General features: G+C 34.3%; 12 protein-coding genes. 4 read left to right on the top strand and 8 right to left on the bottom strand.

Annotated elements, in window-relative coordinates; translation table 11 throughout:
• Nucleotides 1–20: 20 nt before the first annotated feature.
• The 5 genes from C1631_RS12355 to C1631_RS12335 all read right to left on the bottom strand — a co-directional run bounded on the left by C1631_RS12355 (nucleotide 21) and on the right by C1631_RS12335 (nucleotide 5,294).
• Nucleotides 21–506 (bottom strand): T9SS type A sorting domain-containing protein, encoded by a 486-nt coding sequence (locus C1631_RS12355; protein ID WP_109712449.1) that lies wholly within the window; start codon nucleotides 504–506, stop codon nucleotides 21–23.
• A gap of 511 nt (nucleotides 507–1,017) precedes the next feature.
• Nucleotides 1,018–1,323 (bottom strand): hypothetical protein, encoded by a 306-nt coding sequence (locus tag C1631_RS12350; protein WP_103248422.1) that lies wholly within the window; start codon nucleotides 1,321–1,323, stop codon nucleotides 1,018–1,020.
• A 323-nt stretch (nucleotides 1,324–1,646) separates the two neighbouring features.
• On the bottom strand, nucleotides 1,647–2,789 hold the full coding sequence (locus tag C1631_RS12345) for an inorganic phosphate transporter (protein ID WP_109712447.1): 1,143 nt from the start codon (nucleotides 2,787–2,789) through the stop codon (nucleotides 1,647–1,649).
• 13 nt (nucleotides 2,790–2,802) lie between these two features.
• Nucleotides 2,803–3,441 carry a DUF47 domain-containing protein gene (locus C1631_RS12340; RefSeq protein WP_103248424.1) on the bottom strand — a complete coding sequence of 213 codons (639 nt, stop codon included), beginning with the start codon at nucleotides 3,439–3,441 and terminating at the stop codon, nucleotides 2,803–2,805.
• A 152-nt stretch (nucleotides 3,442–3,593) separates the two neighbouring features.
• On the bottom strand, nucleotides 3,594–5,294 hold the full coding sequence (locus C1631_RS12335) for a DEAD/DEAH box helicase (protein ID WP_109712445.1): 1,701 nt from the start codon (nucleotides 5,292–5,294) through the stop codon (nucleotides 3,594–3,596).
• Nucleotides 5,295–5,755: 461 nt separating this feature from the next.
• Between C1631_RS12335 and C1631_RS12330 the strand changes: the two genes are divergently transcribed.
• The 4 genes from C1631_RS12330 (at nucleotide 5,756) to C1631_RS12315 (ending at nucleotide 9,722) form a co-directional block, all read left to right on the top strand.
• Nucleotides 5,756–6,421 carry a DUF2461 domain-containing protein gene (locus C1631_RS12330; protein ID WP_109712443.1) on the top strand — a complete coding sequence of 222 codons (666 nt, stop codon included), beginning with the start codon at nucleotides 5,756–5,758 and terminating at the stop codon, nucleotides 6,419–6,421.
• Between the two features lie 261 nt (nucleotides 6,422–6,682).
• On the top strand, nucleotides 6,683–7,477 hold the full coding sequence (locus C1631_RS12325) for an FkbM family methyltransferase (protein WP_103249872.1): 795 nt from the start codon (nucleotides 6,683–6,685) through the stop codon (nucleotides 7,475–7,477).
• 9 nt (nucleotides 7,478–7,486) lie between these two features.
• Nucleotides 7,487–8,965 (top strand): lipopolysaccharide biosynthesis protein, encoded by a 1,479-nt coding sequence (locus tag C1631_RS12320; protein WP_109712441.1) that lies wholly within the window; start codon nucleotides 7,487–7,489, stop codon nucleotides 8,963–8,965.
• A 73-nt stretch (nucleotides 8,966–9,038) separates the two neighbouring features.
• Nucleotides 9,039–9,722 carry a TMEM175 family protein gene (locus C1631_RS12315; protein ID WP_109712439.1) on the top strand — a complete coding sequence of 228 codons (684 nt, stop codon included), beginning with the start codon at nucleotides 9,039–9,041 and terminating at the stop codon, nucleotides 9,720–9,722.
• Between the two features lie 3 nt (nucleotides 9,723–9,725).
• On the opposite strand, the gene C1631_RS12310 is transcribed toward C1631_RS12315, so the two are convergent.
• From C1631_RS12310 to aspA, 3 genes are all read right to left on the bottom strand, one after another.
• Complete coding sequence (locus C1631_RS12310) at nucleotides 9,726–10,769, bottom strand: hypothetical protein (RefSeq protein WP_109712437.1); 1,044 nt, start codon at nucleotides 10,767–10,769, stop codon at nucleotides 9,726–9,728.
• Nucleotides 10,770–10,874: 105 nt separating this feature from the next.
• The gene (locus C1631_RS12305) at nucleotides 10,875–11,729 is read right to left on the bottom strand and encodes a glycosyltransferase family 2 protein (RefSeq protein ID WP_103249048.1); all 855 of its coding nucleotides are present in this window, start codon (nucleotides 11,727–11,729) and stop codon (nucleotides 10,875–10,877) included.
• A gap of 73 nt (nucleotides 11,730–11,802) precedes the next feature.
• Entirely contained in the window at nucleotides 11,803–13,203 is a 1,401-nt protein-coding gene (gene aspA / locus C1631_RS12300) for an aspartate ammonia-lyase (protein WP_109712435.1), read from the bottom strand.
• Nucleotides 13,204–13,228 lie beyond the last annotated feature (25 nt).

Genomic DNA, 13,228 nt, shown 5'->3' with positions numbered 1-13,228 from the left:
TAAATTTATTATCCTATGCCCTATCTTTTGGTTACATTTCTACCAAAGACTCTTCCGTCTTTTAACGTAAAGCGTAGGATGTAAACACCCCAGTCATAGCCTGTCATATTGATTTTCACCTGACGATTTAATCCTGGTATATTCTGCTGCTGGAATTTCCAATGAACAGTACTATGTTGATAAAGCGAGACAGATTCAATCAGATTATCAACTTCTTCCGTCCAGTCAATGGTCAAATAGTCATTTACCGGAACAGGGTAAAGCCTGACCTGTTTCCAGAAGGCTTTTTCATCAATGGTTGAAGGTTGTTTGGTAACGGGTTCCGTTTTTTGCGGCTCCTGTAATTTGATTTCTTTTAGGGCGCTTTCTGTTGCCTTTTTTCCAGCAACATTTGTTCCTCTGTATCGTTGGTTTCCGGCTTCATCATATTTGAAGTAAACTTCAGTTTGTGAATAGCCAAAAAAACCTATCAATAGAGATAACATTGAGAGTAATTTTTTTTGCATACATGGTTATTTTTGAGTGGGAAAAAGCTTTGAATTTATAGCTACAGATCTCAATATTTTTTATTAAGATATAAGCATTTTGCTTTCTTCCACCAGTTTTTTTTATTTTGAAGTACAAGCATCAGACACATCGTTAATCGGGTGTAAGTTATACTTCTAATTTCAAAGATAATAAAAAAACTATTGCAAATTACAGATCTATTTACCTTATTAATAAACATTAAAAAAACATATCCGAGGGAGAACGTACAATACATTACCACTAAAAATAAGGCCATTTTTTAAACAAGAAAACTATTATTTAGTAAATAAAAATCTAATTATCATCAGAAAAAATAGTGTTTATGAATTAAATCATTTATAGAAACAAAAAACTTTGCCCGAACAGACAAAGTTTGTATGTAAAAAAAATCATTTAGTCATTGTAATGAGTCCTTTATTTTTTAAGTGATCAATCTTATTACTGATGAAAATTACTTGTATGGCTTTCCTTTACAATACCAATCATGTCTTATAACGGTATCCTTTTTATGAATGGTAAAATGGTAAGTTCCAGATTTCCATTTCTCTTCATTATTGTATCTCCAACTTCAACTTCGTTATGATCTACAATCCAGTTATTATGTACCATAATATTAGACTTTTCATGGGTTATGGGATCATAACCTGTAATTTTTATCCATAAGTTATCTATATTTGATTCTCCCACAATCAAATTGTATTCATCAGGATAATAAGCTTTTTTCACATCATTACAATCAGGTTCTCCACATGAAGAAACTAAAATTAAAAAACTAAAAAAAATAAATATTTTCATAATCTAACTTAATTGAGGCCTATGACCAATATTTGCAATATTTCTTTTAAACCAATTTCTTTCTGATTTTTTTAAGATAGAAATAGACTCTGTAAAAGTATAATTACTCCCCCCAGAAAGCATTTCAAAGGATTGTACAAATTTCAGATTTTCATGGAAATAAACAATAAGATTTTTTTACAATAAACAACGACTCGGAAATTAAAATAATTATGAGGCATTAGTGATTACAGAAAATACTTTTCAATACTGTCTGTTTCTATAAAAACAAAAAACTTTGCCCTAATGGACAAAGTTTGTATGATAATTTATCATTTTTATCATTAAGAAATGAAGGTTACTAAAAGGTAAGTGATTGCCGCCACAATAGCTGAAATCGGAATTGTGAGTACCCATGCCCAAAGCAGGCTTACTGTAATTCCCCATCTTACCGCTGATACCCTCTTCGTCAATCCAACCCCGATGATAGAACCTGTAATTGTATGTGTTGTAGATACAGGAATACCGAAGTGGTCTGTGATGAATAATGTGATTGCTCCTGCAGTTTCGGCACTTACTCCTTCTAAAGAAGTTACTTTTGTAATCTTAGTACCCATTGTTTTGATGATCTTCCAACCGCCACTCATAGTACCTAGAGCAATTGCGATAAATGATACTAAAGGAACCCAAATATAATGTTGTGCGAAATAATCAAAACGCCCTGCTGAAGGGATATTCAAATATTGTGCATCCTGAAGCATATTAACGTGATAATAAATTACCGCCGCTCCAATGATCCCCATTACTTTCTGAGCATCATTCAAACCATGTCCTAAGCTAAATAGTGCTGAGGAAACCAACTGCAATCTTTTGAAAGATTTATCTGCTTTGTGCGGGTTTGATTTTTTATAAAGGTGTACAATAATTAGTGTAATAATGATTGAAATAACCATCCCTATAATTGGTGCCATAAAAATGAACAGGAAGATAGGAATAACTTTATCAAATTTTACTACTCCCTGATGGGTTACCTGATTGAAAGCTTCTTTAATAGTGTCCCACATCCCAAGCTCCGGCTGTGCGGCAGCCACGTCATGATAATCCATCATGAAAGCATGCATAAGAGCAGCCCCTAAGAAACCTCCAATCAGCGTATGTGATGAAGACGAAGGGATCCCAAACCACCAGGTCAGAAGATTCCAGGCAATTGCAGCTATAAGACCGGAAAATATAACTTCAAGAGTAATAAAATTCTCATTAACTGTTTTGGCAATTGTATTACCAATTTTAAATTCTCCAATAATATAAGCAGCAATGAAGAAAGCTGCGAAATTCCAAAGTGCTGCCCATAGTACAGCCTGGAATGGAGTTAAAACTTTTGTAGAAACGATAGTCGCAATTGAGTTGGCAGCATCATGGAAACCATTGATATAATCGAAAATAAGTGCCAACGCAATAATAACTACAAGTAAAATCGGAAATTCCATTTTTTGCTATGTATTAGGCGTATTTAATCATGATGTTCTCAATCGTGTTGGCAACATCTTCTGCTTTATCAGTTACAATTTCAAGATAGTTTAATACAGAGGAAACTTTGATGATATTGATGGCATCATTAGTTTCAAATAATTCTACCATTGAGTTGGAAAGCAAGTCATCTGCAATATTTTCAATAGAGTTTACTTTGATACAAGCTTCTTTTACCTGCTCCATATTTTTGAACCCTTTTAGGTTTTTCATTGCATTCTGAATTTCAAGACATGCTTTGTGGATCAGTAAAGAGAAGTCTGAATAGGCCTTCATCTCCGGAGATTTGTATAAGAAAATATATTTTGTAGAAGCGTAGATATAATCAGCGATATCATCCAAACCTGTTGCTAAAGTGTGAATATCTTCACGGTCAAAAGGTGTAATGAAGTTTTTTCCTAGCTCTATGAAAATTTCATGTGTAAGTTCATCATTTTTATGTTCAAAGTCGCTCATTTTCTTCAGCATAGAATCATCATTAAGATCGAAATCTTTAATTCCTGCGTTGAATTCTTCAGACATTGCAACTAGATTTTCAGTTACTTTTTCAAAAAGTACAAAGAAGATTTTATCTTTTGGTTGAAAAGCGTGGAAAATATTACCAATTCCCATTTTTTAGTATTTATAATTCGTGTGCAAATTTCCTAAAAAAGGATTGCACGTGAAACTATATAACATTAAGTTTTGTTAACATTCGCTTACCTCCTGATTATCAAATAAAAAAACCGACATTACTGCCGGTTTTATATGGTATTAACAAGGGGTTAGTTTGCCACTTCAGCCCTCATATCTTTTCCTTTGAATTTCATTGACTGAATATTGCTAAGGACATTGTCTTTAAATGATTTTTCAACTTCGAAGAAAGAGAATTTCTCTAAGATTTCAATATCGCCGATTTCAGCTCTTTTCTTGCTTTTTCCGTCACCGGTAGCTTTATTGATAATATCTAAAACGTCAAGCTTTTTCAAATGGTCTTTTTTACCAAGGTTAAAGAAGAATCTTACCATGTTTTCATCTCTTCTTCTTGGTTTCCCACCACGATCTCTATCTCTTCCGCGATCTCCTCTGTCACGATCTCTACCTCTGTCACGGTCTCTATCACGTCCACGATCTCTTCTTGAATAATCATCATCTCTACTGCTCAATTTCTGCTCAGCAAGATCATGTTTATCTTTGTAATATAAAGCAAGGTCTTTCAATTGGAACTGCAACAACTGGTGTACAAGTTCTTCTTTTGTGAATTTACTTAAATCAGGAATCAAGCTATCATCAAATTCGAAAAGATCTTCGTGCTCTGTGAATAGTTTTTCAAAAACACCTCCTACCTGAGCTTTGATAATATCTTCACCTGTCGGAATGAATCTCTCGTTGATCTCAATTTTAGTTGCAGATTTAATTTGTTTTAGTTTTCTGCTTTCCTCAGGCTTGATTAAAGCCATTGAAATACCGTCTTTTCCTGCTCTACCTGTTCTGCCACTTCTGTGAACAAATACTTCAGGATCATCAGGTAAAGAGAAATGAATAACGTGAGTAAGAGAGTTTACATCCAATCCTCTTGCTGCAACGTCTGTCGCTACAAGGATATCAATGTTTTTCAATCTGAATTTCTTCATTACCGTATCTCTTTGCGCCTGAGAAAGGTCTCCGTGAAGAGCATCAGCTGCATACCCATTCTGCATCAGGAAATCTGCAACTTCCTGAGTTTCCATTCTCGTTCTACAGAAGATAATAGAATACTGATTAGGATTTGCATCGATTAATCTCTTCAACGCCTCTTTTTTCTGGCGGTACCCTACCACATAATATTCGTGAGTAATGTTCTTTTTCACTTCGTTGATAGAACCTACTGAAATACGGTGTGGTTTAGTAAGATAGTTTTTGGAAATTCTTTCCACCTCTTTATTCATCGTAGCCGAGAATAAGAAAGTTTGTTTTGTTTCCGGTGTTTCGCTCAAAATGGTTTCCAATTCATCTTTGAATCCCATAGAAAGCATTTCATCAGCTTCGTCTAATACTAACCAATGAATAGCAGAAAAGTCAAGTGCTTTTCTGTTGATAAGATCAATTACTCTACCAGGCGTCCCCACAATAATCTGTGGTTTGTCCTTTAAAGATCTCATTTGCTCTACAATACTACTTCCACCATAAACCGCAGTAGTTTTGATGTCTTTCATATACTTAGAGTAATTCTTTATGTCCTTCGAAATCTGAAGACATAATTCCCGTGTCGGACAAAGCACCAATAGTTGGATTTTGCGACTCGTATCGTCAATCATATCCAAAATCGGAAGCGAAAACGCTGCTGTTTTGCCTGTCCCTGTCTGCGCAAGTGCGATCAAATCGCGAATATCTGAAAGAATAAAAGGGATAGTCTGTTTTTGGATTTCTGTTGGGCTTTCGTAGCCCAGTTCGCCAATTGCCTTAAGGATATCAGGACTTAAATTGGTTTCCGTAAATAAATTCATTAACTATTTTAAAATTTTTGCAAAGATACAATAAATTTTTGACTTGTTTTTGAACAAAGTTTTAAATATGCAAACTTAAATTCAGAATCCTTTAATATATTTTTAATTTTTGGAAAATTAAATCTAAAAAAACAAGCATTGGGTTAAAAAGTTGTTAACCATTGTTTTTTTTTATTAAATTGGATTGATTTTTTCTGTGTTATTTATGAATTTTCAAAAATAAAACCATGGAATGCAAATTTTTATTTTTGATATTCTTATGTATAGCCTTGGAAATATTTCCCCCAACACCCAATTTTTTTGGATATTATCCTCCATTGAAAACTCCCTATTGAAGCATTGAGATATGAATAGTTTTTGTAAATTTGAGTTATGGGATCTGAGGCTCAGGTTGCGAGCTTCGGGGTTCAGAAGCCGTTTTGAATGCCACTTAACAACAATAAAAAAACACCTTACACAATATGTCTGCAAGCATTTCTTCCAAAACATTTGATTTTTTAACCAAATTAAATAAAAACAATAACCGCGAATGGTTTAATGAAAATAAAAACCTGTATACTGAATCTCAGCAAAACATTGTTTCATTTCTTGATGAACTGATTAAAGAGATGTCTGGTTTTGATGAAGAACTTGCTAAGATTGACAGTAAAAAAGCCTTGTTCAGAATTTACAGAGACACCAGATTTTCAAAAGATAAAGCTCCGTATAAAACTAATTTCGGAGCTTCTCTGGGAATGGGAAAAGGCAGTCAGAAAGGAGGCTACTATCTTCATATGGAGCCGGGTAAATCTTTTCTGGCCGGAGGAATTTATATGCCTGAATCTTCTGTCTTGAAAGAAGTTCGTAAAGAAATTTCCATGTACGGAAATGACTTCGTTAAAATTTTAAACCAAAAAGACTTCAAAAAGCACTTCCCTGAACTTGATCAGAATGACAAACTTAAAAAGATTCCGCAAGGCTTTGAGAAGGAAGATCCGATGGCAGAATATCTGAAGCTAAAAAATTTCATCGTTTTGTATCACCTGAAGGATGAAGAAGTGTTGGATAAAAGCGCTGTAAGCAATATGTCAAAAATATTCAAGCTGATGAAACCGTTTAATGATTTTCTGAATACTCCTTTTCTATAATTTTTTAAATTATTACTGCCGATTTTCGGAAGTAATAACTAGACGCAAAAATTTGTGATTAATTGTCTTCCCATGACTCTATAAAATAGTAATTTAGAGGGTGAAATTTCTTTATCCTCAACCTCTCAATCTGTTAAAACTCATTTTTATGAGAAATACCTGTTAAAGATTAAACATTGATTTTCAATCTATTATATTTAACATTTTTTAAGATAAGTTTTACATTTTTGTTTATCTTTGCTGTTCGTCAAACAGTCAAGGATGTCTTTATACCAAAAAATTGCAGAAAACCTACAATATATAAGCCCGAATTTTTATAAAAAAAGATATTTTAAAAACTTAAATAATCTTAATAAGGATAATTTCTCGGTACGCAATGTAGAACCGGAACTGGTATGGATCAAAGAATACCTTCCAAAAAATGCTGTAATACTGGACATTGGTGCGAATGTAGGAACTTTTCTTTATCAATTGGAAAACAAGCTGGATCATGAGCATATATATGCATTTGAGCCTAATAAAAAGCTAAACCTACGCCTGAAAAGATTATTTCCGGGCATGAGAATACTTCCTTTGGCCCTGTCTGACGAAAATATGATGGCGGAATTCAAAGTTCCGGTAATCAATGGAAAAACAATTGCATCACGAGGAACATTAAATACTGCTTACCGGGAAAAAGGGGAAGAAAAAAGCTATACCGAACAGGTAAAAGTAATTAAACTGGATGACTGGGCAGCTTTAGAACATTTCACCAGATTGGATTTCATTAAAATTGATGTGGAAGGAAATGAAATTAAAACGCTTTCCGGAGCCAAAGAAACCATCAAGCAATTCCTGCCTACCTTAATGGTCGAAATGGAACAAAGACACCACCAAACACCTATATGGAACGAGATCTCCGAAGTAAAAAGCTGGGGTTATGAAGCTAAATATCTCAACAGAGATAGCTTTACCCTGGAAGCTCTTACCGAGGAAATTATTTCACAAAATACAAACGACGAAAAAAATAAAACTCAGTACATCAACAATATTATTTTTATACCTAGAAACCCTTAAAATAACTTTATGAGTGTAGTAGCGAGACAAGGCTTCAAATATTCCATTATCGGCTATATTGGTTTTTTGCTGGGCACAGTTTCCGCAATATTCATCTTCCCGAATGATTTTGAATTTTATGGAAAACTTCGCTATATCCTTCCTACTGCTGAAATGCTGGTTCCTTTTGTCGTATTGGGAATTTCTTATTCTAACGTAAAATTTTTTCACACTGTAGAAAGGGATGGTAAGAAACAGAATATGCTGTCATTGTCATTGTTAACTGTTTTTATCAACTTTCTCATCTTTACGGTTGTTTTTTTTGTGCTCCCTTATTTTTATCCGAAATTCAGGTATTCAGAGGCATGGAAGATGAAAGAAATGATTCTTCCATTGATATTAATCCTTTCATTTTGTGCTATTTTCAACAAATACACTTCCAACTATAAAAGAATTGTAGTCTCGAATATTTTTGATAATCTGTTTCCGAAAATAGCCAACCTTGGAGCATTTTGTCTCTTTTACTATTTTGCTTTATCACAAAAAATCTCATTCGCATTCTTCTTCGGAATATTTACGATAATGCTTTTCGGATATATTTATTATACCAATAAGCTTGAAAAGATCCAGCTTGATTTCAACACGGATTATTTCAAAAAAAATAATTTCTGGAAGGAGTTTTTCAACTATAGTTTTTTCGGATTCTTAGGAACATTCGGGAATTACCTCGCCATCAACAGCTTTATGATTGGAGAATTCATGGGTATGGAAGAGGTGGGCATCTACTCTGTATTGTATGCCTTGATTTCACTGATCTCTATTCCTCAGTTGGGATTGTTTAATATTTCTGCTCCTATCATCAACAAAACGCTTGCTGACGGGGATATGGTGGAACTGGACAGATTTCACAAAAAAACATCTTTATCCCTATATTTTCTTGGTGCTGTTTTATTCTCATGCATTATGGTAGGGTTTCCTTATCTGACCCAGTTTATGCCCAAAAACGGCACTATGCTGAGAGAGTACGAACCTGTAGTGTGGATCTGGGGTTCTGCTGTCCTGATTGATCTGGCAACCGGATTTAACGGGAATATTATATCCCTTTCAAAATACTACCGTTTCAATATTCTGGTGATGCTTTTACTGGCAGGATTAACCATTGGTCTGAACTATTATTTCATCAAGAATACCCAATTGAAACTTATTGGAATTGCTTTATCTACAGCAATTTCGTTATCCATTTACAATATTATCAAAATCACTTTCAATTATATCGTCTTTAAAGTTTCTCCTTTGAGTATTGAGATGATCTTTGTTTCTATTATCTGCACTTTAGCGATCACTGTTGCGATCGTATTACCAAATTTTGATAACAATCTGATCAATCTGGTTTACAAACCTTCGGTAGTTTTGATACTGATTTACATCGGAAATTACTTTACAAAGATATTCCCTCTGGAAGATTATCTTAATGTGAGATTTATTAAAAGTATTTTTAAATTTAAATAACAAAAAGCATTACATTCGTAAAAATTATATACAACTATCTCAGAGCTAATTGTATATGTGAAACGTGAATGATATGGCTTATAAAAATCAACATGACACAGGCCTTAACAAGCATCCTAAACAGGAATTTCAGGTAGAACGTTTAGCATTTTTCAGTGATGCTATTTTTGCTATTGCCATTACGCTTCTGATCATAGAATTTAAAATTCCTCATGTGACCAAAGAAAGTACCTTTGACACTGCCTGGGAACAGTTGATTGATCTGAAATATAATCTTTTTGCTCTTTTATTAAGTTTTTTCCTGATTACAACTTACTGGATGCGGCATCATTTTCTGTTTAAACACATTCATAATTACAACAGGCAAATAGTAACAGCCAATATGATTATGATGTTACCAATAATCTTTTTTCCTTTTACTACGGCTTTTTTTGCTGAAAGTGTAGATAATAAAAACGTTGTCATACTGGCGTTCAGATTTTTTTTATTCAATCATATTCTCGCCGGACTTACCATCTATATCCTTTATTGGCTGGCAATAGTAAAACACAAAGAATATTCTTTTGAAATGAATATCCAGGAAAGGAACAAATTCAAGTATGACCTCTTATTTACAACGATTACTTTTTCTGTTATATTTCTGGTTACTTTTATAACAGATAATGTTCAGGCAATTTTATGGGTATTTCTTGTTTGTGGAATATCAAAAAAAGCATTTGATACCATTGCAAAAAGAAGAGTTGTAAAAACGTTGTAATGATTATTTAATGATACTGTTCAATGCTTTTTCTAAAGTTTGCAAAACTTTATTTTTACTGTAATCTTTATGAAAATCAAAGTCTGTATTTTTAAGCTTTTTAAACTGTTCAAATACCTCTTCTTTTTCAGGAATAATAAAGTTCAGTTTTGAAGGATAATTTGCAGGAAAAACAGCCCACTTACCATAGATGATAGCATCTCCTAAATTTCCTGTCATTTTCGTTAAACCATAAGTTTCCTTTACATTAAAAAAAGCTGTTTTCTGCTGAATAGGACACCAGAGAACATCTGCTTTCTGCATCCATTTTTCAAAATCTTCAGCAGAAACTCTTTCGGAAAAATAAGTGATATGAATGTTTTCCGGTAGTTTTTCAGATAAATGCTTCAATTGTCTTAATTCATGATCTTTTGCTTTTCCCAGAAATACAAATTCGCAATCCTGAGTTTCTTTTAGCGCCCGAATTGTTTTAAAAATATAATTATAATCTCTTCTCTTCTGTGAAACACCACCCGGAATGACAATGGTCAATATCTTATTTGGAACCTTTTCATCCTGTTTTGTATAAAATAAAGGCAGAAACTGATATCTTCCTGAGACCAAAGCTTCATCCAGAACCAAAAGAGCGGCAGCTGTCTGGTATACTCCGGAAGAATGGAATAACCCTTCTTTCAACCATAACTTCAGCCTGTAAACAATATCTTCTTTAAAAACACTCTTCATCAGATCCCATTTCGAGGCCTTTGCAAAATTAAGATTATGAGTAACAATCGCAGTATTGTATTTTTTTGTAATGGCTAAAAAAACATTAAAAAAGCGATGAACAGTCCCTATAATAATCAGATCATAATTCTGATCTTTCAACTGGTCCAGAATCATTGAGCTGTCTGACAAGATTACTGACTTATCATTGGAGCGAACCTGATCTTTAATCTTTTTTGAAAAATAGTAGTCTACCTTAAAGTCATGAGAGTCTTCCATAATATCCATGAAGGCTTGTGCTATTTCAGCATGAGTGTCTATTTCTATGTAGGCAATTTTTTTCACTGATTATCGGACGTTAAGTTTTGGCTAAAGCCAGTTTTTTTTATTAAACAGATTAAAATCTGTCTCTATTGATGAATATTAACAACGTAAAAACAATCTATTCTTCTACATCTTCAGCCATTTCTTCTTCAACATTCTCCAACGCTGGTCATTTATTACCTTTTGTTCTTCTTTTGTAACCATCAGTTCTAATTTCTTTGATCTGCAGTGTTCATAAGATTTTATAATATCGAAGAAAAATGAAACAGATTTGCTTTTCATAGCTTCTTTTGAAGAGGCAATATAGGCAAGGAATCGGTTTAAGCCCAAGAAATAAAAATACCTTCCGTAATAATCAGCCGCCCTAATGGTATAATCAGTTCCTTTCACCTTAATGAGTTTTACATGGAGTTCTGGTATAACGACTTCTTTCCAACCCAAATTCTCCAGAAGAATAGCATCTATATTATCCCATCCCAATGTTTCTCTTAAGCCGCCCATCTGTACAAAACAGTCTTTACGGTACGCTTTCATCGGACCTCTGACGTGGTGCTTATTGGAATTACCTTCATACATCCAGCTTCCTTCTTTTTCTATATACAATAATCCTCCTACAAGTCCATAGGTCGGATTATTGACGAAAGCATCAGCCACAGTCTGAAGGTAGTTTTCCGGAAGGATGATATCAGCATCAAACTTACAAATGATATCAAATTCATCCAAAGCCTGAGTTTGCAATCCTTTTTTAAAAGCATGAACGACCTTAGATCCGGGTTGATGTCCGGATTTTTGAAGATTAATAGTTGTGAAACGAAAATCACGCTCTGTATAGTTTCTGATAACCTCAGGGGTTTTATCTACAGAACCATCATTAACAACTACCACTTTAAAATCTTTGTGGTTCTGTTGCAGTAAAGAGTCCAGAGTGAAAGAGAGGTTCTGTTCTTCGTTATGGGCAGGAATTATAATTAAAAACCTCACGAATTATGGTATAAATGATGGATGATAAGTGGTACATGATAATCTCATATCATGAACCACTTATTATTTTAAATTATTTGTTATGTGGTTTCAGCATGTTTTTCGGATCAAGAATTTCATCCAGCTTTTCCTGGGAAAGTACTCCTTTTTCCAAAACAAGATTGTAAACACTCTTCCCTGTCTCTAAGGCCTCTTTAGCAATCTCTGTAGATTTTTTGTACCCAATATAAGGGTTAAGGGCTGTTACAATACCAATGCTATGTTTTACCATATTGAGGCAAACTTCTTTGTTGGCAGTAATTCCTACCACACATTTATCACGAAGGGTATCCAGTGCATTGCAAAGGAAGTTGATATTTTCCATGATGGCATGAGAAAGTACCGGCTCCATTACGTTAAGTTGTAATTGTCCTGCTTCTGCAGCAAAAGTTACGGTAAGATCATTTCCAATTACTTTAAAACAAACCTGATTAACCACTTCCGGGATTACAGGGTTTACTTTTCCCGGCATAATAGAAGATCCCGGCTGCATTGGAGGAAGGTTAATTTCAAAAAGGCCTGCTCTTGGTCCTGATGAAAGCAATCTCAGATCATTGCAGATTTTCGATAATTTTACTGCAAGACGCTTCGTTGCGGAAGAGTAAATCACATAAGATCCTGTATCAGGGGTAGCTTCTACCAAATCCGGGGCAGAAATAATCGGGAAGCCTGTAATCTGAGCTAAATTCTTAGCACAAAGTGTTGCGTAACCTACAGGAGCATTTAATCCCGTTCCGATAGCAGTGGCCCCCATATTCACTTCTACAAAAAGACTTGCATTATTATTTAATTTAGAAATATCTTCCTCTAAAGTAGCTGCATATGCTTCAAACTCCTGTCCTAATGTCATAGGCACAGCATCCTGAAGTTGGGTACGTCCCATTTTTATAACATCCTGAAATTCTACTCCCTTAGCACGGAAAGCTCCTACAATACTCTCAAGTCTTTCTGCTAAACCAATATTCATCTGCAATAACCCCATCTTGATCGCAGTAGGATACGCATCGTTGGTTGACTGTGAAAGATTGATATGATCATTAGGTGAACAGAATTCATATTCTCCCTTATTTTTCCCAAGCTTTTCCAGTACAACATTCGCAATTACTTCATTCGCATTCATATTGATTGAAGTCCCTGCTCCACCCTGGATCATATCTACCGGAAACTGGTCATGATATTTTCCGCCGATGATATCGTCACAAGCTTCTGCTATTTTAAAATAAAGGTTCTCATCGAGAAGCCCTAATTCATAGTTAGTTTTTGCGGCTGCCTTTTTTACAAAAGCCAATCCTTTGATAAAATCCGGATATGAAGACAAGAGCTGTCCCGAAATTTTGAAGTTGTTGATAGCTCTTTGTGTCTGCACGCCATAATAAGCATCTATAGGAACGTTCAGCTCCCCCAATAGATCACTTTCTTTTCTGAAATTTTCCATTACAGATATTTTACTGTTTTTGATG

This window comes from Chryseobacterium phosphatilyticum, assembly GCF_002899825.2.
GTDB classification, from domain to species: domain Bacteria; phylum Bacteroidota; class Bacteroidia; order Flavobacteriales; family Weeksellaceae; genus Chryseobacterium; species Chryseobacterium phosphatilyticum.
The sequence above is the reverse complement of the archived record's forward strand: the minus strand, read 5'-3'. Positions and strand labels throughout refer to the sequence as shown.